This window comes from Chitinophaga sp. YR573, from assembly GCF_900110995.1.
Classification (GTDB): Bacteria; Bacteroidota; Bacteroidia; order Chitinophagales; family Chitinophagaceae; genus Chitinophaga.
In genome coordinates this window covers 897,503-923,527 of record NZ_FOJF01000002.1, presented here as the reverse complement: position 1 = coordinate 923,527, position 26,025 = coordinate 897,503, and the positions used below count along the sequence as shown (strand labels likewise).

Genomic DNA, 26,025 nt, shown 5'->3' with positions numbered 1-26,025 from the left:
AAGCTATTTTTTTCAAAATATTAATAATCAAACATTTACATCAACTTCCCCTATCCGTATCCCACAAACATGTAATAAAAGCTTTCTCTTTGTGGAGAAAATATTTATGATAATTTTACCGCCTATTAAAAACCACAACAACACATGAGTACAATTTCTAAAACGTTTCACCCTGATGCAGGGACTTTTATTCCGGAAGAAGATGCACTTAAATTAAGAGAGGCGTATTGTAAACGTGAAAGAGATCATCATCACCATGATGATTTTACCCAAGCCTACTTCTTTGGTAAAGATAAGCTGGATGAAGTACTGAATTACGACAACGGCAAAGACAAAATCGTAGGCATGCGTATCTATTATGGTATTGATCTGGATGGAGACGGTAAAGATGACAAGAAAATGGTTATCTATCCCGTAAACGAGGATGGAAAGAATGTGATCATGCATCCCCAGAAACCTAATGCTGCAACACGCTCCGCAGCAGCAAGTACAGACGAATCAGAAAGTAGCGCTGATAGTGTTGCTACTACAAGTGGTGGGAAAGCCCTCGATGGCGGCCTTCCTTGCCCTACATATTGCCCTTGAGTTCATTGATTTAAACCCTTTCTAAGTGTACGCATATCTATTGTTATTTTACATTATGGGGGGGATCGAATGCTTGCTTTTGATCCCCTTTCTCATTTATTTTAAAGTACTTGACAAGGGTGGTAAGTGGATGTTTTATTACCTGTTAAGCAGCCTGATTTTCGCATATGGTTCCCTGTTTATAGGACATTTTTGGAAAAATAACATGTGGTTCTTTTCAATTATGTACTTTGCCCAGTTTGTCATTCTTTCGAGATTTTTCCAAATAATTATCAAAAATGAACTTGTAAAGCGCTGTATTACCCTGATTTTATTACCTGTATTCATCATTTTTCTCGCAGACTTCCTCAAACTGGAAGGTCTGTACGCCTATAATTCTTACTTCGCTACTGCTAAAACTTTTATACTTCTGATTTATGGTGCCATCTTCTTCTGGCAACTACTAAAAGATGAAGAGCTGATTAAAAAATCGATTTTTATCAATTCGCTGCCTAACTTCTGGTATAATGCCGGGCTTTTTATTTATCACTGTGGGGCTTTTATGCTTTTCCTTGCCTATAATCTGCTACAACAGGCAAAAGAACCCACAGTTCCCCGTACAATGAATCTAACTATCAGTATTTCATATATTGCAGCCATTATTCAATTGATTCTTATTTATATTGGTCTTGTGAAAGCAAAAAAGATGCGGAGATGAACACTTCTGAAATCATTATAATCGGTACTGCCGTCATGCTTACCCTGGGTATCCTGGTGGTAGTACTGGTTATTTTTCAACAAAAAGAAGTAATCCAGCACAAACTGGTACTCCGCGATAAAGATCTCATCCTGCAACAGGAAAGACTCGTTGCCATCCTGCAGGGCCAGGAACTGGAACGCAAACGTATTGCAGAAGACCTCCACGATGAAGTAGGCGCCCAGTTATCCGTTCTCAAACTCAACCTGAACCAGCTCCAGCCCCTCTTAAAAACAGGTCACAACGAGCAGGAACAGCTAAAAGAAACAAAAGACTTTACAGATACCATCATTCAGCAGCTCCGGTTCATCTCACAAAGCCTCCACCCTCAGGCCCTCGAAAACCTGGGACTCTCACAGGCGCTGGACTCGTTCTGCAATCTGATGAACAAAAACAAAACAGTACTCGTTGATTATAAGGATGATGGCAACCAGTATCCCGTAGAAAAAGAAAAAGCACTGAACGTTTACCGCATCGTACAGGAACTGATCAACAACATCCTCAAACACGCACAGGCTACCCATGTGCAAATCACCTATAACAGCACTCCATCCGTTCTGTCCATCACCGTAGAAGATAATGGTAATGGACAACTGCTGCAGTCCCTTGACATTTCACGTAAAAAAACAGGTAGCCTGGGATTAAAAAATATTGAAAGCCGTTTGAACATAATCGGTGGCACCATCCGGTATCTGCCGGGATCAACCAGTGGAACAATCGCAGAAATAAGAGTGGAAAATTATCAAACAGCCTAGGTATAACTAAATTATTTTAGCTTTGTCCTGCTAAGTCAGCTAAAAAACAACTTTGCAAGGGACAAATAAACTGCCTCCTCCTATGGCGAACAACATTAAGGTGGCCATTGCCGATGATCATAAAATATTCCGCAGTGGCGTTATCAACACGCTTACTCCTTATGAAAACATCAATGTTATTTTTGAAGCGGATGATGGAGTACACCTGTTGCAGTTAATGGAAACGCAACAGCCAGATGTGATTCTGATGGATTTGAAAATGCCCAATATGGATGGCATTGAAGCAACTAAGAGAGTACGGGAAAAATACACACAGGTTAAAGTAATCGTCCTCACCATGTATGAGGATGACAACTTCATTGTGCACCTCATAGAAAACGGCGCAAATGCCTACCTGCTCAAAAATGCGGAGCCGGGAGAAATCTATGAGGCTATCTGCACTTCCCACGAGAAAGGCTTCTACTTTAATGAAAATGTTAACCTGGCCTTACTTAAAAAAGTAATGGTCAAGAATAAACAACACTTTAAACCTACCTTTAAAAACGAAATCCAGTTCACCGACCGGGAAATGGAAGTGTTAAAGCTGATCTGTAACGAATGCACCACACAGGAAATTTCTGAGAAAATATTTCTTAGCCCACGTACCATAGAAGGACTACGTCAGAAATTACTGGAAAAAACAGGCGCCAAAAACATCGTGGGCCTGGTAATATACGCATTCAGAAACGGCTTTATGGAATGATAAACCTGTAATTAAACCACCGATAATAACATGAAACCTTTATTCAATTACGTAACAGTTGGATGCACATTACTATTGTGTTCCCAGCTGTCTTTTGCTCAGGGAATAAAAGTCCCTGCTCCCAGTCCCGGCCAAACTATCAAACAGGACTTTGCCCTTTCTTCCGTAGAAGTAAATTATTCCCGTCCTGCTGTAAAAGGCAGAACCATCATGGGCGACCTGGTTCCTTATGATAAAGTATGGAGAACCGGTGCTAACGGTGCTACCACTATCACCTTCGGTGAAGATGTATCTTTTGGCGGTACTCCCGTAAAAGCTGGTAAATATGGTTTGCTCAGCATTCCTGGTGCCAGCCAGTGGACTATCATCCTCACCAAAAGCCTGGATGTTACCAACCCTGCTGCCTACAAACCGGAAAACGATGTGGCCCGCGTAAAAGTGGACGCACAGCAACTGCCATTCTCTATAGAAAACTTCATGATCGTTTTTGACAACATCACGTCTTCTACCATGCAAATGGAACTGATCTGGGACAAAACGGCCGTTGCAGTGAAGATCTCTGCAGACATCGACGGTAAAATCGCTGCTGATATAGATGCTGCAATGAAAGGTGAGAAAAAACCTTACTTCCAGGCTGCCAGTTATTACCTGGAAACTAACCGCGATCTGAAACAGGCTCTTACCTGGATGGATGCAGCCCTTAAAGAAAACCCGACTGCTTTCTACATGTATTATCTGAAAGCAAGGATACAGGCTAAAGCCGGAGATAAAAAAGGTGCTAAAGCTACTGCCGAAACAGGCATAGAACAGGCTAAAGTTGCCAAGAATGATGATTACGTAGCCCTGAACCAAAAGCTCATTGCTACTTTATAAAATATCTTACGGATCAGGCTACCTGCCTGGTCCGTAATTGTTGTATCACAAACGCAATTCCCACCACTAAAAAACACCCTATCGCATTCAGCCAGAGAAAAGAAACAATCTCAGACATATAAACAATGATCACCAGCACTTCCGATACAATCGCCGCCCAGAAAACAGCCACTCCCCTTATCTTCTTACAGTAAAAAGCTACCAGGAAAATCCCCAGTATCACCCCGTAAAATAAAGATCCCAGTACATTCACTGCTTCTATCAGACTACCTAACCTGCTGGCAAACTGCGCCACCAGGATACAGAAAATCCCCCATCCTACTGTACACCATCTGGAAATACGCAGATAATGTTTATCAGACTCTTTCTTACATACCATCCGCTGGTAAATATCAATCACCGTAGTAGAGGCCAGTGAGTTCAGTGCGGCTGCAATACTGCCCCATGCAGCTAAAAAGATAATGGCTATCAGTAAGCCCACCAGGCCCTTTGGCAGGTTATTGACCACAAAATGCAGGAAGATATAATTAGTGTCATTAATATCCGCAGCAGGATCTGATTTTTTAATCAGCACAATCGCCTTATCACGGGTTACAGCAGATAAAGCCTCTGTTTTTTGCAACGCTGTTTTGGATTGAGCCACCAACGCTTCATCCTTCTCCTTAATAGCAGCGGCCATCTCCCTTACCTGCTGCTGCTTAACAACTCCCAACGCATTATACTCCTTCTCCAATACTTTAAAAGCAGCTCCTTCTTCAGTTTTGTATACTTTCTGTATCTGTGCTTCATTAAAGAAAATAGGCGCCCTGAAATACAGGTAAAATACAAACACCAACGCCCCTATTAATAATATCAGGAACTGCATAGGCACCTTTACCAGCCCATTCATCAGCAATCCTATCCTGCTTTCTGTTACAGATTTTGCAGTGAGATAACGACCTACCTGCGACTGATCCGTTCCAAAATAAGACAACGCCAGGAAAAAGCCCCCAATCAACCCGCTCCAGATATTATACTTGTCTTTCCAGTCGAACTTCGTCTCTATCACATTCAGCTTATCCATCTTACCGGATACCTGCAACGCTTCAGTAAAACCAATGCCGGAAGGCAACAGATGCACCACCATCCATCCTGCCAGGAACATCGCGGCAAAGATGATCGCTATCTGCAAGGTCTGCGTATAACTCACCGCCCGGGTACCGCCCGAAACAGTATAGATAATCAGCAATCCACCCATGATAACATTGGTGGTATAAATATTCCATCCTAATAAAGAAGATAAGATAATAGAAGGCGCATAAATACTGATACCTGTAGATAAACCACGCTGCAACAGGAACAATCCTGCCGTAAGCGTGCGGGTTCTCAGGTCAAAACGCTGCTCTAAATATTCATACGCCGTATATACTTTCAGCTTGTGAAATATAGGCACGAACGTTATACACAATACCACCATTGCCAGCGGCAATCCGAAGTAATATTGTACAAAACGCATCCCGTCCGTATAGGCCTGTCCGGGAGCAGATAAAAAGGTAACAGCACTGGCCTGTGTGCCAATGATTGATAACAATACAATATACCAGGGCATGGACTGGTTATCCAGGAAATAACCGGCCATATTCTTCTGGCCACGGCTCTTCCACATTCCATAAAGAATAATACCAACCAGTGTAACCACCAGCACGATCCAGTCTGCTACGCTCATGAATATACTTTAGTAAATAAATAAAATCCCACTATCATCAGGACAAGCCATCCCGTGACAAATACATACCACATCCACCAATGCGGAAATAGCGGCGGTTTATCTTCTATCATAACCGGAATCAATTACAGGTATTATACAGGTAGATTATGATCTTTTCTTTAGCAAATTACCACTTAGCAAACCCAGTGCGAGACCGATCAACAGACCAATATGCACTCTTTTGATCTCAAAGCCGATCACCAGCCCGATCACTATACACATAATGCCTACAATCGTCAGCCTTGGCCTGTTGTTCTCCTCCTTTTTCTCCATTTATTTCTTTGTTGATATCAGGTTCACAAATAACCGGTATGCACCGGGTACCCCTGCCGGTAACTCTCTGAAAAAGGCAAGAGAAGTATACACATATCTTCCTTTCCCATAATCAGCCACAATGGTAGAACCATCTAACCCCTCTTCTCCTTTATCATGGATAGAGAGTAATTTTTTATAGGCAGGATCAGTCGTCTGGGTAAAATAAAGCCCCCTTTCCTGTACCCATCCTTCAAAGTCCTGAGTTGTGATATTGTTGGGATAATGCAGGATCTGATCATCCGGATGTAACAACGTTACAGCAGCGTTTTCATCTGTTACACGGTCACGGGTAAGTGTAAACGGATAAGGCCCTATATTGGTCATCTGAAGAGGTCCGTTCACGTTATACTGCACCAGCAAAGTACCACCGTTCTTCACGTACTCCATCAAATGTGGCTGCCAGTATTTTATACGCGGATTAATATTGTACACACGTACACCTGTAATGATAGCATCATACTGTTGCAGGTTGCCGCTCATGATTTCTTTTTCACCCAGCTCTGTTACTTCATAACCTACCTGCTGCAAAGAAGCAGCGACCATATCACCGGCGCCGGAAATATATCCCAGCTTACGGCCATTATGTTTCAGATCTACCGTTACCAGCCTGGCAGCAGCATCCGGGAACAATGTGATAGTAGGAATATGATCATAACTGATGGTCTTCACGCTCTCCGTATAGTCCTTTCCATTACAGTGCATCACTACCCTTAATGTATCTGTACGATTGATACCAGCTACTTTAGATGGTTTGATATGGAATATAACAGAAGACTCATCTCCTTTGGATATATTAAATGGCAGGGTAGCTTCCGCACTTGTAAAACCGGCTGGTAGTTGCAGACTCACAGCACCTGTGGCATTCTCTCCCATCGCACGCAGTTTTACTTCTACCGGTTGTGCAGCTGTTTCCGTGAAAATAAACACACTGTTGAGACTTGCTACTACCGGTGGTGCAATGACCAGCGGTTCATACAACTCCCCTTTCACGGGATCAGTAAATTTATATTGCAACGGACGACTTACGGTAAACTCTTCTCCATTGATAATCAGCTTCATCACTGCTGAAAGTGCCGGTATATTCTCAGGATAACCAGTCAGAGTAGGATCAGTGACGGTATATATCCCGATAGGATGAGGTTTACGTAACCAGTAAGGCTGTGATTCAGGAGTATTCTCAGGTACCGTTAAAGATTGAGGAATAGTTTTCAGACGATTAAATTCCAGTTCCGCTCCCAGTGTAGTATCTCTGCCTGCAAAGCGGAGTTCCTGTAATTTCACAGGTATGTGACTGTTACAGATCAGTTGTACACTACCCTGCAACGGCTGTCCGGGAACCACTACCTGTGTAGAGCTATAAGCTTCTGCCCATATACCCGCACAGGCCAGGATCAGTTGTTCTGTTTCCAGCAATTTCTGTTTGCGCCACATCCCATCCGGTAATCCCTGTATCGCTTTCCTGATGGCCAGCAAAGCAGGCACAGAGGCCGATGGGTTATCCATATTATAAGCAGCAGTAGCTTTATCTACCATCTCTCCAATCGCCTTACCTCCTTCTATACGGCTCCAGGAAGTATTCACTCCATCCAGTAAACTATACTGAGGTGTTTCTCCTTTAATAGTAAGAAAGAATTCTGTAGAACTTCCCCTGGCAGCAGATACACCAAAACCCTGACTCTTATGCTGGGAACGACTTTCTGCGGCTATCTCTCCGTATCCTTTTCCTAACAGGTAATTATAGGCGCCTACATCTACTTTGAACTGGTCGTTACTGGTAGTATTGACATTCCCGAAACTGAAGGTATTCCATAACAGGCGACGCGCCTTCCATACAGGATATTGTTTCAGTTGTTCAGGGTAACGGGTAGGATCAGCGGCAGCATCAAAAGCCTCTGCAGCCAGCATGGCCGAAGCAGTATGATGTCCGTGACCAGCCCGGCTATCTGCCGGGAAACGGCATACTATCACATCCGGCTGAAATTTGCGGATCATCCACACCACATCTCCCAGGATCTTTTCTTTATCCCAGATAGTGAATGTTTCAGCAGGATTCTTGGAAAAACCGAAATCCAGTGCACGGGTAAAGAACTGTTCTGCGCCATCAATACGGCGGGCAGATAGCAGCTCCTGTGTACGGATCAGCCCCAGCAGCTCTCCCTGTTCGTTTCCAACCAGGTTTTGCCCACCGTCTCCACGGGTCAGGGAAAGGTAACCGGTACGGTATAACTTTTCCTTTGCCAGGAAGCCAAGCAGGCGGGTATTTTCATCATCCGGATGAGCGGCAATATATAATACGCTGCCCAGCGTATCCAGTTTTTCCAGACGCAGTTTAATATCTGCGGCATTTATTACCGGTGATGGCTGTGCCCACACAGCCATTGCTGGCAGCAAAAGAGATATCAGTCCTATATAGATCCTTCTAACCATTGCTATTGATTGTTTAACAGTGGTCAAAAATAGTGATTATATATAGCTGCGAAAGAAATTGTGATAAAAGGATTAGCCCGTCACTTTTTAAACATAAAATAGACGGCTCCCATTATAAAAGCGAAGGATACAAGATAATTCCAGCGGAGAGGTTCTTTCAGATAAAAGATGGCAAAGAGGCTGAATACGACAAGTGTAACCACTTCCTGGATGGTTTTCAACTGGAAACCGTTGAACCCTGCCATCTCCCCGAACCGGTTAGCAGGTACCATAAAACAATATTCAAAAAAAGCTATACCCCAGCTGATGAGGATCACCTTCCACATGGCGACATTCTGATATTTCAGGTGTCCGTACCAGGCAAATGTCATAAAGGTGTTGGAAATAAATAACAGAATGACTGTGCGCATGATTTTCTCTATTGAGCTAAAGTAGAGAAAAAAGTAAACCGGCCCAAAAGAGCCGGCCGATTGTTACAGGTCTCAACTTTCCTATCATGCTTAGGAGTTGTAAGTTTTAAAACGTAGTCCCTCATTTTCCTCTTTTCTCTTTCTATCAGAAGACTTACGTCTTTATAAGTTGCTATTACATAATAATCATAGTATAGGACTGCTTTCGCAGCTTGTGATGAACGTACCGGAGGCAACAACCGCCCCAGATAGCACAATCCACCTTTGGTTTTTCTGGTTTACAAATAAAGACTGGTTATAAAAGTTCTTTTTTAAACCGAAAATGTTAGCAGGCGCCTGCCAGATACCGGTTTATTCACTGTCTACATATACAATACAATCATTTGTGAGGTTACCATTAGTCGTTTTGAAAAAAATTTCAGATTTTTTTTAACAAAACCTACAACACGGGTCAAACCCTTACCTGTAGCGGGTTAAAAATAAAAAAAGTCCGCAATTGACCGGTCCCCTGGCTGCTAATCAGTCATTTAGAGAATTAATTGAGAGAATAGACTAATTTTGCTACGTTCTGTTTTTGATAGCCGACTTTAGTCTGTTGCAATTGCAAGTACAAAAAGACCAGAAAAGAAAGTTACAGGATGTTGCCGCTCAACAATACAGATATAGTTACCGGAGTCCGGAACAGGGATAAACATGTGTTCGAAATAATATTCAACCAGTTTTCACCATCCATGTTCAGCATTGCCTTGCGTTATCTGCGCGATCATGACGAAGCGCAGGATATCGTGCAGGATGTGTTTATGAACCTGTGGCGCACAGCCGATAACCTCGACGAACGCGCCCCCCTTCAGCATTACCTTGCCAGGGCCACTGTTAATACCTGCCTCAACCGCATTAAAAAAGCCCAGCGCCAGCAACAATACTCCAGGGAACAGCAGCTTACCGCCGAACCCACTGTAGAACATTTGTTACTGGAACATAAGGAGTTAGAAGCCCAATACCTCTCTATCCTTGAGAAATTGCCCGAACAATGCCGCCGCGTTTTTGAAATGAGCCGCTTCAAAGGGCTCTCCCCGGCAGAAATTGCCCAGCAATTGAATATTTCCATCAACACTGTGTATACTCACCTTACCACCGCATTGAAAAAGATCCGTTTGGGATTACTGAACCAACAGTAAACCCTGAATTTTTATTTTAGTAAGACTAATGGTAAGGATATTTTTGATTGTATTAATAATAAGAGATGAAACAGCAGCAACCTGATATCGATGTCGTTATCCGCTACCTGGAGGAACCAGGGCAAGAGGAGCATAAACGTTCACTGGATGAATGGTTACAGCTGGATGCTGCCAATCTGGATATATTCCTGGAAACGAAAGCATTATGGCAGGGAGAAATCCTTCCTACGCCTTCTTCTTATAATACAGCACAACAGTGGCAGGTACTGGACGCTAAACTGACACCTGTAACCAGCACCCTGGTTGTTCCGTTACAGACAAAAAAACACCCGGTACAACGTTACTGGTGGGCAGCTGCCGCCGCAGTCGCTTTACTGGCAGGCACCTTCTCTTTAATGCGTCAGCCGCTTTACATTGCACAACAAACCGCTCAGAATACAGATAGCCTCCTGTTACCGGATGGTACCAGACTCTATCTCAACGCCCACACAAGTGTAAAATACCCCCGCCATTTCAAAGGGAACAGCCGGGAAGTATTTGTACAAAAGGGGGAAGTATTCGTAGACGTAAAACATATACCGGAGAAACCCTTCTCCGTACATCTGAAGAATGTAGACATCCAGGTACTCGGTACCTCCTTTGACGTGAAACAAACCACAAAGGGCGTGAACGTATTCGTTCAGAGCGGTAAAGTAAAAGCCATCTATAAGAACTCAAAGAGATCAGTTATACTTACTCCCGGAGAGGAAGCCGAAATGCTCCTGGCCGAAACTACCATCAGCACACGCCATCACAGGAATAATAATCCTATTGCCTGGAAAACCGGGTATCTTACCTTCGACGATGCTCCGCTTGCAGAAGTGGCCCACGTACTGGAAGATTATTACAAGGTGCATATCGTGCTGAAGAATGAAGCCCTGGCAGATAAAAAACTGCTGGCTACCTTCCATAAGGAATCTATTTCCGAGGTAATGGACATCCTGTCCAAAACCCTGCAGGTACATACCGTGCAAAAAGATAGCCTGATAGAAATTTACTAGTCGTCTACAGACATGCAGGGTACTCAACAGGCATTCCGTAAGGCGGCTTTTATAAAGCACTGCTACATTTTACTCTTTTGTATATGTATCAGCTGTTCCTATGCCCATGCGGCAGGCTTCCAGGATAGCGATACCATAAAGGTGACTCTCAGGGTAAATAAGATGAGCCTTAAACAGGTACTCCGCCTGATAGAAAAACAAACCGGCCTTACCTTCGCCATCTCCTCCTCTATCGTTGAAAACGCCAAAGACATTTCCATACAGGTACAACATCAACCTTTAAAAGATGTACTCCGACAGATCTTTACACCTGGCCAGTATGCCTGGGAAATCAGGAATAAACAAATCATTATTTACCCCTCTTCCCAATCTCCGTCCCTGCAGGGCACTCCCAACCGCCCTATCAGCACAGAACCTGAAAAATTCTATGTAAGCGGAGTTGTTTCAGATGGAGAAAGGCCACTACCCGGCGTTTCCATTCGCGAAAAAGGAACACATAACGGGGTAAGCACCAGCGAGAACGGCCGGTACAGATTACAGGTAACCAACGGACAGGCAGTTTTATCCCTCTCCCTTATCGGTTACGAGACCCAGGTAATCCCTTTAAAGGAACGCCATAACGTGGATGCACTGTTACAGGGAGATACCAAAATATTAAACGACCTCGTGATCATCGGCTACGGTATCCAGAACAAAGCCAATATCACCGGTTCTATTACCAAAATAGAAGGCCGGCGCCTTAAAAGCAGACCGGTAACCAACGTCATTGCAGCGTTACAAGGCACGGCCCCTGGATTATTAGTTACAAGAAATAACGGACAACCCGGCAAAGAAGGATTTAACATTCAGATACGCGGATTATCATCTGTCAACAACAGTGACCCACTCATACTCGTAGATGGTGCACCCGGCTCTATTGCCCTGATGAACCCCAACGATATAGAATCCGTTTCTGTATTAAAAGATGCTGCCGCTGCTTCTATTTATGGTCCACTGGCTGCCAGCGGTGTAGTACTTGTTACTACCAAAAGAGGCAAACCCGGCCCTGTCAGTGTGGAATACAACAGCCTTTTCGGAGTAGAAAAGCCCATCAATCTGCCGGAAAGAATGCATTCCTGGCAAGCAGCTGCTTTACAAAATGAAGCCCTGCAAAATGCCGGACGACCAGCTGCCTGGAGTCCCCGGGAAATAGCCATGATGCAGGACCCAACTATCAATTTCACTCCTAAAACAGATGGCAGCGGTAACTATAATTACTACGACGATATCAATCCTATTAAAAACGTTACCCGTAATAACAGCACTACTTCTACCTATAATGTCAGTGCCAGAGGTGGGACAACAGATCACCAGTTCTTATTATCACTGGGACAGTTCTCCCGCCAGGGCCTGTTTAATATTGGCTCCGACAACACCTCCAGGACCAACCTGCAACTCAACATCAACAACCGCCTGAGTGAAGTACTCAGCCTGGAAACCAGCATCCAGTACGCTAAAAGCCGCACACAATCACCGGGATGGCGGGTAGACGGGCATAAGGGTATCCTCAACTACCTCTACCAGCAACCAGGCAATGTGCCGGTATATGTACCCGGCACCAATCAATACACCGCTGGCTACAACGGCTACGCCTTACTAAAGGATGCGGGTAAACGCGATGAACAAACATCCTTTGCCGATGCGGTATTCACCCTCAAAGCAGAGAACCTGCTAAAAGGTCTGACACTCAAAACAGTATACAGTCCTCAGCTAAATAACTACTACGACGGCCTCGGTAAAAAGACCATCGATTTCTACGAAGCCAGTGGTTTAATCAATAGCGTCAACAACCCAAACTCTTTAAAAAGAGGTCGCCTCCTGGAAGTACAACATAGCCTGCAACTCTTAGCGGATTACGATCTTCCGGCAGGCAAAAAAAACAGCGTACATATCTTGGGTGGTTACGCCTTTGAAAGCCATTACCAGCACCAGAAGATTACTGCTGCTACAGATGTATCTCCCAGTGAACTGGCGCAGCTTACTTTCAATAATCCTGAACGATACTTTAGCTATCATTTTAAAGGTGCGGGTACCCTCTCGTCCCTGTTCACCCGTATCAACTATAACTACAACGATCGCTACCTCTTAGAAGCGAACCTGGTAGCCGCTAAACTATTATTCAACAGTTCCGAGATACCGGAACTCAACCGGCAGCATCTCTTTCCTTCTTTCTCTGCCGGCTGGCGACTGAACAACGAGAAATGGTTTGCCTCCGCCTTCCCTTTCTTCGACGAATTCAAACTCCGCGCTTCCTGGGGAATGGTGGGCAGCTATAACTGGCGTACCAATCTGAACGACTTTAACTACTACGACCAGCTACACCATCCTAACGTGTACCCTATCACGTCTTACACCGACTTTGACCGGTACATCCCCGGTAATAATAACTGGGAGACTATCACAACTGCCAACGGCGGACTGGATATGGCTTTCTTCAAAGGCCGTCTGAATATCAACGCGGACTACTTCGTAAAACATAATCCGCGCATGCAGATAGCTACCCAGGAGCTAATGACAGAGCTCTTAATAGCACCTGTCTTTTATTCAGCCGCGATGCGCTCATGGGGATGGGAACTAAACCTGGGCTGGCGCGATAACAGGGGCTCTTTCAGCTACTGGGTAAATGCCAACCTGTTCGATGATCAGAATAAAATAGAACACAGTAATGGGAATGCTCCCTGGCTGCCAGGTAATAACCACGGACTGGACGGGCTGCCATACAATGCGATCTTAGGATATAAGAGTGATGGATATTTCCAGAATAATAATGAGGTAAGCAATCACGCTTATCAGGGTATAAATACTGCTGCCGGAGACCTCCGTTATACAGATGTAAACCACGACGGCAGCATTAACAGCGGCAATGCTACCAAGGCAGATCATGGCGACCTGGTATACCTGGGCAGCTCCCAGCCCCGCTACTCTTATGGCTTTGATGCAGGCTTCTCCTGGAAAGGACTGGACTTCTCCGTGTTCTTACAGGGTATAGGTCAGCGGAAAGTACTGGTACAGGGTAAATACAGCATGCCCTTTGTGCAGGACTGGCAACAGCCCTGGGAGATTCACCAGGATTCCTGGCGGCCCGATAACCCTGATGCGGCTTTTCCACGCCTGTATGCAGGCTATAACCAGAACCTGGCCTCCTCCTCTTTCTGGGTAATGAATGCTGCTTATATAAGATTGAAGAATCTCCAGTTAGGCTATACTTTCCATTTTGCCCAAAACCGGCCTTTAATCAAGAGTATCAGGATTTACTTCTCCGGACAGGATCTCTGGGAAGTTAACAAGATGAAAATCAAATATTATGACCCCGAACAAGCTACCAGCAACGGGTATCAGTACCCCTTCTTCCGGTCTTTTACCCTTGGACTTAATGCTACTTTCTAAATACCTCCTCCCTCTCTCCTTCCTCTCTCCTTCCTGTCTCCGTCCTCTCTCCGCCCTATTAACCGCGCACTTTGCCTACAAAAAGCAAAAGCCCCTTACGGAGCTTCATCTTTATAAAAATCTGATTATAATAAACTTAAACCGCCAGTTCAGGCTTCTTCCCTGCCAGCAGGTACAACACCGCCATACGAATGGCTACCCCGTTCTCCACCTGGTTCAGTATAATCGAATGACTGGAATCTGCTGCATCAGAGCTTAACTCCACTCCGCGGTTAATAGGCCCGGGGTGCATGATCACAATCTCTTTTTTCAAACTATCCAGCAGCGCCTTATTCACTCCGTAAGCCAGAGAATACTCGCGTAAAGAAGAGAACAGTGGTGTATTCTGCCTTTCCAGCTGAATACGCAGCACATTCGCCACATCACACCATTCCAGTGCTTCCCTGATATTATAGCTCACATTCACGCCCAGTGCTTCCGCCATATGCTTGGGTATCAGTGTAGGAGGTCCTACCACTGTTATTTCTGCTCCCAGTTCCTTCAGGCAGTAGATATTCGACAACGCTACCCTGGAATGCATGATATCCCCGCAAATAGCCACTTTCTTACCTGCCACGCTGCCCAGCCTCTCCCGGATAGAGAAAGCATCCAGCAGCGCCTGTGTAGGGTGTTCGTTGATCCCGTCGCCGGCATTCACGATAGGCACCTGTATATGTTTGGCGAGAAAGTGCGGGGCCCCGCTTGCTGAATGCCGCATCACTACCATATCCACTTTCATGGACAGGATATTGTTCACGGTATCAATCAGCGTTTCACCTTTGGATACGGAAGACCCTGATGCGGAAAAGTTCACGACATCAGCACCCAGCCGCTTTTCCGCCAGTTCAAACGAGATGCGGGTACGCGTAGAATTCTCAAAAAATAAATTAACGATCGTTGTATCCCTGAGCGTAGGAACTTTCTTAATTGGTCTTTGTAAAACCCCTTTAAACGTGTCAGCTGTTTGGAAAATAAGCTCTATATCCTGACGCTTCAGATTGCGGATCCCGAGGAGATGATTTACTGATAATGACATTTAAGATGCAAATATAAATGACCTGATGAGAAAACCCAAAATCAAATTCCGGTGATTATTCTATGATCACCTCATCCTTACCATCCCGCTCCTTCCACCGTACTCTAACCTTCTCAGAAATAATAGCATCGATGGTACGGCCTATATAATCTGCCTGTATAGGTAGTTGCCGGGTAAACCGACGGTCTATGAGTACCAGCAGTTCCACAGCAGATGGTCTGCCATAATCCAGCATGGCGTCTAATGCCGAACGGGTAGTGCGGCCGGTGTAAAGCACATCATCTATCAGGATCACCTTTTTATTCTCTATAGAAAAATCAATCGCTGTTTCGTTGGGCACATGCAATTCTGTGCCTTTATTAAAATCATCCCTGTAAAAAGTAATATCCAGACGGCCATAATTAATGGGTACGCCGGGTAATAACTTCTTTAAAGTCTGATAAATACGGTCTGCCAGGAAAATTCCCCTGGGCTGTAAGCCTATCAGCACGGTATCTGAGAAGTCCAGGTGATTCTCTATTAACTGGTGGCAAAGCCTGTCTACGGTAATCGCCACTTGCGTCCCATTCAGTATGGTCTTCAAAGTTTGCAGTTTTAGGCGTCAAAAATAATGATTAATGACCGGGGATAAAAACCTAAAATACCAATCTGCGGAATCTACGTACATTTGGTAATACATATTTGATATGAAATACATAATCATGTTCTCGCTATCCTTCTTGTTATTTGCCAACAAATCAAAGTCCCAGATAAAAGTGGGTGATAAAGTACCGGTTTTCCAGTTAAAAGATCAGGATGGTGCTACTTTCGACCTTGCAACGGTCCTGGGTAAACAACCTTTAGTGATCTATTTTTATCCAAAGGATGAAACCAGTGTATGTACAAAAGAAGCCTGCTCCTTCCGCGATTCATATGAGAAATTCACTAAATATGGAGCAAAGGTGATAGGAATTAGTTCTGATGGAGTAGCCTCTCATAAAAAGTTTGCTACCCATCATAATTTAAACTTCACATTGCTGAGTGATTCCGATGGTAAAGCACGTAAGTTATTCGGAGTGCCTAAGACCTTCGTAATCCCGGGCAGGGTTACCTATGTGATTGATAAAAATGGTGTAGTTGTACATGAGTTTAACTCACTGAAAGATAGTGACAAACATGTAACTGAAGCACTGGCTGCTTTAGCAAAAATGTAACAGACGCTCTCCATAAAAACTAAAGCTCCGTTAGCCAATCTTGTCTAACGGAGCTTTGTTTATTTAATCGGAAATATTTCTACAAACACTATTTAGCTCCGTTAGGAGCTCCGTGTTTGTAGAAAACATATTAAGCAACAAAACACAGACTCCGTAGGAGTCCCCTAAAATCGCAAATATCAGGGGACTCCTACGGAGTCAATTAAAGGAATATAAATACTTGCTACAAACACGGGGCTCCTGACGGAGCCTGTTATGTTTTGTAGAAATACTAATAACTATGCTTCTTTCAAAAACGGATACCTATAATCTACCGCAGGTACAAACGTTTCTTTAATCGTTCTTGCACTCAGCCAGCGATAAAGATTCAGCATGGAACCCGCTTTATCATTGGTACCGGAAGCCCTTGCACCACCAAAAGGTTGCTGACCTACAACAGCGCCTGTTGGCTTATCATTGATGTAGAAGTTACCCGCACTGTTCACCAGTTTCTTAGTTGCCAGATCAATCGCGTAACGGTCCTGGGAAATAATAGAACCGGTTAATGCATACATAGATGAGCTGTCTACCAGTGCCAGGGTCTCTTCAAATTTCTCTGCATCATATACATAGATACTCAGCACAGGTCCGAAGATCTCTTCACACATGGTTACATATTTCGGATCAGTCACTTCAATCACAGTAGGCTCAATAAAGTAACCTTCGGATTTATTATAACCACCACCCGCAATGATCTTCGCAGTAGAAGAAGACTTCGCGTTATCTATGTATTTAGCGATCTTATCAAAAGAACGTTCGTCGATCACCGCATTCACAAAGTTGCTGAAATCTTCCACCGTCCCCTGTTTCATCGTTTTCAGATCAGCTACTAATTTCGTTTTCACAGCTTCTGCAATATTAGATGGCAGGTAAGCACGTGAAGCAGCAGAACATTTCTGTCCCTGGTACTCAAAAGCACCACGGGCTAATGCAGTTGCTACCACATCCACATCCGCAGATTTATGCGCGATCACAAAGTCTTTACCACCAGTCTCACCCACGATACGTGGATACGCTTTATACTTGCTGATATTGTTACCGATGCTGGCCCACATATGCTGGAATACAGCGGTAGAACCGGTAAAGTGAATACCTGCAAATTCAGGATGAGAAAAACAAACATCCCCTAAAACAGGACCATCCGCATATACCAGGTTAATAACACCGGCAGGCAGCCCCGCTTCTATCAGGATCTGCATGGTAATATTAGCAGCAAACACCTGCGTATCAGCTGGTTTCCATACCACAACGTTACCGCACATAGCAGCAGAAGTAGGCAGGTTACCGGCAATAGCAGTAAAGTTGAACGGTGTAACAGCCAGTACAAACCCTTCCAGCGGACGGTATTCCAGGCGGTTGTGAATACCCGCAGAACTTACCGGTTGCTGATTATATATTTCAGAGAGATAATGAACGTTAAAGCGGAGAAAATCTATTAACTCGCAGGCGCTGTCAATTTCTGCCTGGTAGGCATTCTTGCTCTGTCCCAGCATAGTGGACGCATTCATATGATAGCGATACTTGGTCGCCATCAGTTCAGCTGCACGTAAGAATATGGCAGCACGCTGTTCCCAGGGAGTATCAGCCCACTGTGAACGGGCAGCCAGGGCAGCAGCAATGGCATCATTCACATGTGTAGCATCCCCGTAATGGAAATGCCCGAGTTTGTGTTTTATTTCGTGTGGTGGACGAAGGTCTTTAGTCTTGCCGGTACGCACTTCTTTTCCTCCTATGTACATAGGGATATCAGCTTGTTGCGACTTAAAAGCGGCCAGTTGTTTTTTCAATGCATCCCTTTCGGGAGAACCTGGAGTATAGCTGTAAACCGGCTCATTGGCAGGTGCAGCAAAGTGGAAATAAGCGTTATGCATTCTCAGTAAGATTTTGTTGTTGTATCTCGTTGTAATTAGAATGTGCTGATAATTTGAGCAAGTCAATTCATCAGCACATCCATTAATTGTAAAATTAATACTTTATTCTTCTTTAGCCATCATCAGGTAAGCCTTGATGAAGCCACCCAACTCGCCATCCATCACGGGTTGTACGTTACCTACTTCAAAATCAGTACGGTGATCTTTGATCATCTTGTACGGATGGAATACATAGGAACGGATCTGTGATCCCCATTCTATCTTGCGCTTGTTGGCATTGGCGGCATTTTTCAACTCCTCACGCTTGCGGATCTCCTCTTCATACAGGCGGGATTTCAGCATGGTGAGCGCCTTTTCGCGGTTCTCTCCCTGCGTACGTGCCTGCTGACATTCTATGATAATGCCGGAAGGGATGTGCTTCAGGCGCACAGCAGTTTCTACCTTGTTTACGTTCTGTCCGCCTTTACCTCCTGAACGGTAGAACTCCCATACCAGGTCGGCAGGGTTCACCGCAACAGTGATGGTATCATCCACCAGAGGATATACAAAGATGGAAGCGAAAGAGGTATGCCTGCGGGCGTTGGCGTCAAACGGAGAAATGCGCACTAGTCGGTGAACACCACTCTCGGCTTTCAGCAGGCCATAGGCAAAGCCACCATCAAATTCCAGGGAAGCCGATTTAATACCGGCGCCATCCCCATATTGTACATCGATCTCGGAGACTTTCCAACCCTGCTTTTCACCATACATACGGTACATACGCAGCAGCATTTCCGCCCAATCCTGGCTTTCGGTACCACCGGCACCGGAATTGATGGTCAGTACTGCCGGCATTTCGTCTTCCGGCTCATTCAGTGTAGACTTAAACTCAAGTTCGTCCAGCGCATCAACTGCAGCTGCGTAGGCAACCTGTACTTCTTCCTCAGTGGCTTCACCCTCTTTCTGGAAGTCGAGTAACACGCTGCTATCCTCTATGGCAGTTCCTACCTGCTCATGAAGATCTACCCAAAACTTGTTTACTTTGATCTCTTTCAGGATAGATGTAGCACGAACATTATCATCCCAGAATCCGGGGGCTAACGTAAGCTGCTTATCATTTTCTATTTTAGCTATGCGGTCAGGGACGTTAAAGAAAACCTCCCAGAACGTGGAGGCGGTCCCTCATAGCTTTTAATTGTTCTGCTGTCATAATGGGCGCAAAGTTACGGAAAAAGGGGAACAATTTTTGCTTGATTCTCACATAAATCCATCCCTCTTCAAAATTTTAAAGGTACTATCTATGACTGCATCCCATAAGACACCTTATTACAAAAACACTGCGGTCTTTAATGCAATAGGGTACATAATGGTGATAGCCGTCAACGCAATGGCAAGCCTCAATATGCTAAACGGGAAAAGTCCTGCCAACATATCAGAGAAATACAGCAACCTGTTCACGCCTGCGGGAATCACCTTTTACATCTGGGGAATCATTTACCTTTCCCTCCTTGGATTCATCGTCTACCAGCTATGGCTGGCCTTCTCCGGTAAACATCAGGAGGAACTGGAAGTGTTCATGGAACGCCTCCGCGCCTGGTGGCTGTTCTCCTGCCTGGCCAATACCTGCTGGCTCTTTACCTGGCATTATGAACTCCTCCCTTTGTCCATGCTCATCATGATATCATTACTGGTATCTCTCTTCGCTATCAATATGAACTTTAATATAGCCGTTCAGAAAGTCGACTGGCCGGAAAAATTATTTATACACCTCCCGTTTAGCCTCTACCTGGGATGGGTATGCGTGGCTACCGTCGCAAATATTGGCGCCCTCAGCGTGTATTTAGGCGGTACCGGTACCAGCATTCCGTGGACTATTTTTCTCATTTTGATATGCACTGTGGCAGTTAGCCTACTGATAATCAAGAGAAAGAATATAATAACAGGAGCTGTTGCGTTATGGGCGTTATATGGCATCATCCTCAAACGGCAGGAAGCCGGCACACCTGTTGCCTACCCCGTCACAGCAGCCTGTATAGTAGCAATGGCCGTGATTCTACTACTTGCACTTATACAATTAATGAAAAAACGATAACGCAATTTCTTACTTTTGGTACAATAAAATTAGCACACATGTTTCCAAAGACGAATCCAACAGCTACAAAAGCCTGGCAGCAGTTGCAGCAGCATGCTGAAAAAATGAAGCAAACACACCTGCGTAACCTGTTTAAAGAAGACGCAGACAGATTTAAAAAATTCACCCTCTCCTTTGAAGATATACTGTTCGATTATTCCAAAAACATCATCACGGAAGAAACCCGAACGCAATTACTGGCGCTGGCTAAAGAATGCGGCGTAGAAGATGGCATCAAAGCCATGTTTGGTGCTGAGAAAATTAACATGACAGAAAACCGTGCAGTACTGCATGTGGCCCTCCGCAACTTATCCGGTAGCCCCATCAACCTGGACGGCAAAGATGTAATGCCCGATGTATTAGGCGTGCTCAATAAAATGGAAAGCTTCTGTAACCGCATTCACAGTGGTGAGTGGAAAGGTTATAGCGGCAAGCCTATACGTTACATCGTAAACATCGGTATCGGTGGATCCGACCTCGGCCCTGTAATGGTAACCGAAGCCCTGAAACCTTACTGGCGCCCCGGTATGCAGCCTTACTTCGTATCTAACGTAGATGGTACCCATATCGCCGAAACACTGAAAAAAGTAAATCCGGAAGAAACCCTCTTCCTCATCGCTTCCAAAACATTTACTACCCAGGAGACAATGACCAATGCGCTTACTGCCCGTGCATGGTTCCTGGAACACGCTAAAGATGAAGCGCATGTTGCCAAACACTTTGCAGCCCTTTCTACCAATGAAAAGTCTGTAAAAGAGTTCGGTATAGACCCGGCTAACATGTTCGAATTCTGGGACTGGGTAGGTGGCCGTTATTCCTTATGGTCCGCTATTGGTCTCAGCATTGCCCTCACCACCGGCTTTGAACATTTCAAAGCATTACTGGAAGGCGCGCATGCTGTAGATGAACATTTCCGCACTACTCCCCTTGAAAAGAACATCCCGGTGATCATGGGCCTTATTGGCCTGTGGTATGGTAACTTCTTTGGTACAGGCACCGAAGCGATCCTGCCTTACGATCAGTACATGCACCGTTTTGCAGCCTATTTCCAGCAGGGTAATATGGAAAGCAACGGTAAGTATGTAGACCGTACCGGTAAAGCAGTAACATATGAAACAGGTCCTGTTGTATGGGGAGAACCCGGTACGAATGGCCAGCATGCTTTTTACCAGCTGATTCACCAGGGTACCCGTATCGTGCCTTGCGACTTTATCGCTCCTGCTATCAGTCACAACCCTATCGGTGATCATCACGTAAAACTGTTGTCTAACTTCTTCGCACAAACGGAAGCGCTCATGAACGGTAAAACGGCCGAAGAGGTACGTGCCGAACTGGAAAAATCCGGTATGAAGGAAGAAGATATTAAAGCAGTAATGCCTTATAAAGTATTCACAGGCAACCGCCCAACCAATTCATTCCTGGTAAAAGAAATCACTCCGCGCTCACTGGGCTCACTGGTAGCATTATACGAACATAAGATCTTCGTACAGGGTGTTATCTGGAATATCTACAGTTTTGATCAGTGGGGTGTGGAACTGGGTAAACAACTGGCCAATAAAATACTACCCGAATTAGTAAGTAATGATGCTGTAACCAGCCATGATGCATCCACCAATGGATTGATCAATGCCTGGAAACAGATGAAGAAATAGTCTTAACAAATAATGTTTAAATAAAGAAAGCTCCCTCCGGGAGCTTTCTTTATTTAAATTAAAAAACTTAGAAGTTAAACGCCGCTCCTACACCATACAAATCCACCTTGTTCTGACTCGTTCCAGCGTAATAAGAAAGTTTTATTTCTATATTTTTAGTACGCTTGCGACCAACAGCTATACGCATCCCCCCATTAGCAGCGGGACCGAAAGAACTACCACCAACAGACTTAACAACTACACCATTGCTTTCATCATAAGCATAATAATCCCGGGAAGATATATAATGGAAACCATATCCCGCTCCTATAAACCCGCCTATACGACCTTTACTCTTCTTAGAAGAACCTCCTCCAAAATTAAAATTCACTATCACAGGAGCATTCACCATAAAACCGGTTGCCGTTTGAATTAAACTACTCCCATTATAGACAGAGTAAGCATTCTGTATGTATCCGACAGTAAGTGGAATACCTACAGATAAAGAAGTAGCTTCCGTTTCTGTAAAATTGATCCTTGGATTGTAGGTAAAGGCAGAACCAACACCCACATTATCAGGTACCATGTTATCAAAATAAAGACCGATGCCAGCACCATGCTGAAAGCTTTGAGAAAATGCGCTAATAGATAATACGCATGCTACAGTAAACAGGAATAATTGTTTTTTCATTGATGGTTACAATATAGGGTGATGAATACTTAAATATAATAGATTATCAAACTTAGAAGTTGAATATAGCCCCTATCCCGAACATCTCTAACCTCGTTCTGTTGCTTCCCTTGTAATAGGAAAATCTTAATTCTATATTGTCAACAGGATCTCCTCCCAGATTAAAACGGAAACCTCCGTTTATAGTCGGGCCAAAAGAACTGCCACCAATAGTTTTGTCATTACCATCCTTTGTATAATCTCTGGAAGATACATAATGCCAGGTATACCCTGCTCCTATAAACCCACCGATATTATGCTTGTTACCTTTAGTAGAACCCGCGCCCACATTAAGGTTCACTACCAAAGGTAAATTCACTGCAAAGCCCTTGATACTGCCGGAAGTTTCTTCGCCGGTAACTTCGTCGTAATACACCGTATTATTACCATCCCCAACGAACCCTATACTCAGAGGAATCCCCAGGGAAGCAGACATCTTTTCCGTTTCTCTGAAGTTATATCTGGGACTATAAGTGATAGCAGAAATAGCCGTGATTTTGTCAGGAGTCATGTTATCAAAAAAAATACTGACTCCAATGCCATGGTGGAAACTCTGGGAGAAGGCATTTACAGAAATAATACAGGCAGCTACAAACAGTATTAGTTTTCTCATGAAAGTCGGCAAATATAGGCTTGAATAGATAAGACAAGGTACTAAAAAACGCATAAAAAAACCTCCGGAAAAATCCGGAGGTTCTGATATCTTAAATTAAATATTGTCAATTACCATTTGTCAACATCATCGCTATGAGAAGCAACAGATACTACAGGAGCAGCAGCTTCCACTGCAACTGATGCTTCAACTGAAACTGATTCAGTAGAGTTTTCAGCAGCAACTTCACTCACTTCACCATCTTCATCATCGCGTACATAGTCGTGGTTGTAGGCATCAAAATCGAAGTCAGGCATCAACTCAGTCTTCACATAGTTGATAGTTTCTGTTAATGCATTCAGGAATTTGTTGAAGTCCTCTTTGTACAGAAACACTTTGTGTCTGTCATAACCATTGTCGTTGAAGCGTTTTTTGCTTTCTGTAATGGTTAAAAAGTAATCATTTCCCCGAGTGGTCTTAACATCAAAGAAGTACGTTCTCCTTTTGCCCGCTTTCAATCGCTTCGAAAAGATACTGTCATTATTTCTTTCCGGCTGATTGGTATTTTCGTACGCCACAGTTGATAGATTTAAGTTGTTAACGAATCAAATCCTTTTCCAATAAGGAACAAATATACTATTGTTTTACAAATATCAAAATAATTTTAAATGATTTTGAAAAATGATAGAAGACGCCTTTAACCACTGGTTTCCAGGCATATATAAGGGTTTGATTATTATTCTATTATATTTTCCTCTTCACCCGATTGCTGACGGGCGTATAAGTCGGCATAATAACCGTTTAATGACAATAAATCTTCATGAGTACCTGTTTCAACGATCTTCCCTTCATCCAGTACAATGATCTTATCAAAGTCGAAAAGTGCAAAGATCCTATGCGTGATAATGATAGCCGTTTTATCTCTCAGATAAGCATACAGGTTACCGATGATCTCCTTTTCCGTACGGGCGTCTACGGCCGATAAACAATCGTCAAATACAAGTAAGTTCGGGTTCTTGATCAGGCCCCTCGCAATGGAAATACGTTGCTTCTGCCCGCCACTCAAAGTCACTCCTCTCTCCCCTATCATCGTCTCAAAACCTTCTGTAAATCCTTCAATATCTCTTTCTATAGAAGCCTGTCTGGCAGCCGTTTTCACGGTTTCCAGGTTAGCCTCCGGAGTACCGAAACGGATGTTGTTTGTCACCGTATCAGAAAACAAAAACACGTCCTGCGGTACATAACTGATCTGGGTCCTCAGGCTTTCCAGTTTGATATGACGTATATCCGTGTTATCCATCAGCACGGCTCCTTCCTGCGGGTCATACATCCTGATCAGCAACTGCGCCAGGGTGGATTTCCCGGAACCGGTACGACCTATAACCGCTACCTTTTCTCCCGGTTTTACCGTGAGGTTAAAATCCTGGATAGCCTGGATACCTGTATGCGGGTACGTAAATGATACGTTCTTAAAGTCGATCTGCCCTTTCAGTGTCATTGCGGTAGCAGCAGGATTATTCTGAATATCTGGTTTTATCTGCAGGAACTCATTGATTCTCTGCTGACTGGCAGCCGCACGTTGTATCATGGAAGCCACCATTCCTATGGAAAAGAACGGGAACATCAGCATATTCACATAAATCACAAACTCAGCCAGGTTACCTACGGTAATGTTTCCGTGTATCACCTGTACCCCTCCAATGAAAATAGTCAGCACAACACTTAATCCTATCATCAGCGCCATAGTAGGCTGAAACAGGGCATCCGTCTTCGCTAAACTCACAGAGCTGTCTTTATAGGATTCACTCTCCTGCTCAAAATGCCGGATACTGCCCTCTTCCTGTACATAAGACTTGATCACCCTTATCCCGGAATAAGACTCCTGCGCGATAGAGGTCAGATTAGACAACTGCGCCTGTATCCTTTCACTCTTCCGGTTAATAATATGATTGACATAATAGATGGTCAGTGCCAGGAAAGGCAGCGGTGACAGTGTATATAAAGTTAAAAGAGGATTTACATCGATCATGAGGTACACTACTATCACCACCATAAAAACAGTACGGGTGGCATACATGATAGCAGGACCAACGTACATGCGTACGCGGGAGACGTCTTCCGTTATCCGGCTCATCAGATCTCCGGTACGGTGCATCTTGTAAAAGTTGAGGTCCAGCACCTGGTAATGCTGGTAAATTTCGTTCTTGAGGTCGTATTCAATATAACGGCTCATCACAATGAGTGACTGCCTTTGCAGATACAGGAAAAAACCACTCAGTAAAGCAAACAACAGGATGGTAACGCCATAAAAGGCCAGTACTTTAGTAAAATCTGATCTGAATACACCCTTGATACCCGTATCACTGATAAGACGATAGTTATCAATATTCTGCGCCAGCAGGTCGAATATCTGACGCACCATAATAGGCTGGAATACACTGAATATAATGGAGACCGTCGTACAGATCAATCCCAGCAAAAACCTCCATTTATATTTTACAAAGTATTTATTAAGTGCGGCTAGGTGTTTCATATGAAAAAACAAAAGAC

At 44.2% G+C, this 26,025-nt stretch carries 23 protein-coding genes; 11 read left to right on the top strand and 12 right to left on the bottom strand.

Going from position 1 to position 26,025, the window contains the following annotated elements:
- Nucleotides 1-144 precede the first annotated feature (144 nt).
- The 5 genes from BMW86_RS23535 (at nucleotide 145) to BMW86_RS23515 (ending at nucleotide 3,691) form a co-directional block, all read left to right on the top strand.
- The gene (locus BMW86_RS23535; RefSeq protein WP_089784526.1) at nucleotides 145-585 is read left to right on the top strand and encodes a hypothetical protein; all 441 of its coding nucleotides are present in this window, start codon (nucleotides 145-147) and stop codon (nucleotides 583-585) included.
- A gap of 79 nt (nucleotides 586-664) precedes the next feature.
- Entirely contained in the window at nucleotides 665-1,282 is a 618-nt protein-coding gene (locus tag BMW86_RS23530) for a hypothetical protein (RefSeq protein WP_143056673.1), read from the top strand.
- Nucleotides 1,279-2,076, top strand: coding sequence for a sensor histidine kinase (locus BMW86_RS23525; protein WP_089784522.1), 798 nt, complete (start codon nucleotides 1,279-1,281; stop codon nucleotides 2,074-2,076). The genes BMW86_RS23530 and BMW86_RS23525 overlap by 4 nt, the downstream gene beginning before the upstream one ends.
- A gap of 82 nt (nucleotides 2,077-2,158) precedes the next feature.
- Nucleotides 2,159-2,818, top strand: coding sequence for a response regulator transcription factor (locus BMW86_RS23520; protein WP_089784520.1), 660 nt, complete (start codon nucleotides 2,159-2,161; stop codon nucleotides 2,816-2,818).
- Nucleotides 2,819-2,848: 30 nt separating this feature from the next.
- Nucleotides 2,849-3,691: a DUF2911 domain-containing protein gene (locus BMW86_RS23515; protein WP_089784518.1), complete on the top strand. Its 843-nt coding sequence runs from the start codon at nucleotides 2,849-2,851 to the stop codon at nucleotides 3,689-3,691.
- Nucleotides 3,692-3,704: 13 nt separating this feature from the next.
- Here the strand turns inward: BMW86_RS23515 and BMW86_RS23510 are convergent, their stop codons facing one another.
- The 4 genes from BMW86_RS23510 to BMW86_RS23500 form a co-directional block, all read right to left on the bottom strand.
- On the bottom strand, nucleotides 3,705-5,396 hold the full coding sequence (locus BMW86_RS23510) for a sodium:solute symporter family protein (protein WP_089784516.1): 1,692 nt from the start codon (nucleotides 5,394-5,396) through the stop codon (nucleotides 3,705-3,707).
- 147 nt (nucleotides 5,397-5,543) lie between these two features.
- Complete coding sequence (locus tag BMW86_RS32890) at nucleotides 5,544-5,711, bottom strand: hypothetical protein (RefSeq protein ID WP_177189370.1); 168 nt, start codon at nucleotides 5,709-5,711, stop codon at nucleotides 5,544-5,546.
- A complete protein-coding gene (locus BMW86_RS23505) occupies nucleotides 5,712-8,180 on the bottom strand; it encodes a PIG-L family deacetylase (RefSeq protein WP_089784513.1) in 2,469 nt (822 codons plus the stop codon).
- Between the two features lie 80 nt (nucleotides 8,181-8,260).
- A complete protein-coding gene (locus BMW86_RS23500) occupies nucleotides 8,261-8,590 on the bottom strand; it encodes a DMT family protein (RefSeq protein WP_089784511.1) in 330 nt (109 codons plus the stop codon).
- A gap of 638 nt (nucleotides 8,591-9,228) precedes the next feature.
- On the opposite strand from BMW86_RS23500, the gene BMW86_RS23495 reads away from it, so the two are divergent.
- From BMW86_RS23495 to BMW86_RS23485, 3 genes are all read left to right on the top strand, one after another.
- The gene (locus tag BMW86_RS23495; RefSeq protein WP_089784509.1) at nucleotides 9,229-9,768 is read left to right on the top strand and encodes an RNA polymerase sigma-70 factor; all 540 of its coding nucleotides are present in this window, start codon (nucleotides 9,229-9,231) and stop codon (nucleotides 9,766-9,768) included.
- Nucleotides 9,769-9,833: 65 nt separating this feature from the next.
- Nucleotides 9,834-10,808: a FecR family protein gene (locus BMW86_RS23490; RefSeq protein WP_089784507.1), complete on the top strand. Its 975-nt coding sequence runs from the start codon at nucleotides 9,834-9,836 to the stop codon at nucleotides 10,806-10,808.
- Between the two features lie 12 nt (nucleotides 10,809-10,820).
- Nucleotides 10,821-14,234: a SusC/RagA family TonB-linked outer membrane protein gene (locus BMW86_RS23485; protein ID WP_089784505.1), complete on the top strand. Its 3,414-nt coding sequence runs from the start codon at nucleotides 10,821-10,823 to the stop codon at nucleotides 14,232-14,234.
- Between the two features lie 136 nt (nucleotides 14,235-14,370).
- On the opposite strand, the gene BMW86_RS23480 is transcribed toward BMW86_RS23485, so the two are convergent.
- On the bottom strand, nucleotides 14,371-15,309 hold the full coding sequence (locus BMW86_RS23480) for an aspartate carbamoyltransferase catalytic subunit (protein WP_089784503.1): 939 nt from the start codon (nucleotides 15,307-15,309) through the stop codon (nucleotides 14,371-14,373).
- A gap of 55 nt (nucleotides 15,310-15,364) precedes the next feature.
- Entirely contained in the window at nucleotides 15,365-15,892 is a 528-nt protein-coding gene (gene pyrR / locus BMW86_RS23475; RefSeq protein WP_089784501.1) for a bifunctional pyr operon transcriptional regulator/uracil phosphoribosyltransferase PyrR, read from the bottom strand.
- A gap of 103 nt (nucleotides 15,893-15,995) precedes the next feature.
- Between pyrR and BMW86_RS23470 the strand changes: the two genes are divergently transcribed.
- A complete protein-coding gene (locus tag BMW86_RS23470; protein WP_255372987.1) occupies nucleotides 15,996-16,502 on the top strand; it encodes a peroxiredoxin in 507 nt (168 codons plus the stop codon).
- A gap of 278 nt (nucleotides 16,503-16,780) precedes the next feature.
- On the opposite strand, the gene pruA is transcribed toward BMW86_RS23470, so the two are convergent.
- Complete coding sequence (pruA, locus tag BMW86_RS23465) at nucleotides 16,781-18,412, bottom strand: L-glutamate gamma-semialdehyde dehydrogenase (RefSeq protein ID WP_089784498.1); 1,632 nt, start codon at nucleotides 18,410-18,412, stop codon at nucleotides 16,781-16,783.
- A 102-nt stretch (nucleotides 18,413-18,514) separates the two neighbouring features.
- A protein-coding gene (gene prfB / locus BMW86_RS23460; protein ID WP_143056672.1) for a peptide chain release factor 2 occupies nucleotides 18,515-19,601 on the bottom strand; the annotation gives its coding sequence in 2 pieces (ribosomal slippage) (nucleotides 18,515-19,540 and nucleotides 19,542-19,601; 1,086 coding nt in all).
- 90 nt (nucleotides 19,602-19,691) lie between these two features.
- On the opposite strand from prfB, the gene BMW86_RS23455 reads away from it, so the two are divergent.
- Both BMW86_RS23455 and pgi read left to right on the top strand, forming a co-directional pair.
- A complete protein-coding gene (locus tag BMW86_RS23455; RefSeq protein ID WP_089784494.1) occupies nucleotides 19,692-20,483 on the top strand; it encodes a hypothetical protein in 792 nt (263 codons plus the stop codon).
- A gap of 38 nt (nucleotides 20,484-20,521) precedes the next feature.
- Nucleotides 20,522-22,174 (top strand): glucose-6-phosphate isomerase, encoded by a 1,653-nt coding sequence (gene pgi, locus BMW86_RS23450; protein WP_089784492.1) that lies wholly within the window; start codon nucleotides 20,522-20,524, stop codon nucleotides 22,172-22,174.
- Nucleotides 22,175-22,241: 67 nt separating this feature from the next.
- Here pgi and BMW86_RS23445 read toward each other — a convergent pair whose 3' ends face one another.
- From BMW86_RS23445 to BMW86_RS23430, 4 genes are all read right to left on the bottom strand, one after another.
- Nucleotides 22,242-22,844, bottom strand: a complete 603-nt coding sequence (locus BMW86_RS23445) for a hypothetical protein (RefSeq protein WP_089784490.1) — start codon at nucleotides 22,842-22,844, stop codon at nucleotides 22,242-22,244.
- A 52-nt stretch (nucleotides 22,845-22,896) separates the two neighbouring features.
- Nucleotides 22,897-23,496 carry a hypothetical protein gene (locus tag BMW86_RS23440; protein ID WP_089784488.1) on the bottom strand — a complete coding sequence of 200 codons (600 nt, stop codon included), beginning with the start codon at nucleotides 23,494-23,496 and terminating at the stop codon, nucleotides 22,897-22,899.
- A gap of 110 nt (nucleotides 23,497-23,606) precedes the next feature.
- Entirely contained in the window at nucleotides 23,607-24,053 is a 447-nt protein-coding gene (locus BMW86_RS23435; RefSeq protein WP_089784485.1) for a DUF3276 family protein, read from the bottom strand.
- 158 nt (nucleotides 24,054-24,211) lie between these two features.
- Nucleotides 24,212-26,008 (bottom strand): ABC transporter ATP-binding protein, encoded by a 1,797-nt coding sequence (locus BMW86_RS23430; protein ID WP_089784483.1) that lies wholly within the window; start codon nucleotides 26,006-26,008, stop codon nucleotides 24,212-24,214.
- Nucleotides 26,009-26,025 lie beyond the last annotated feature (17 nt).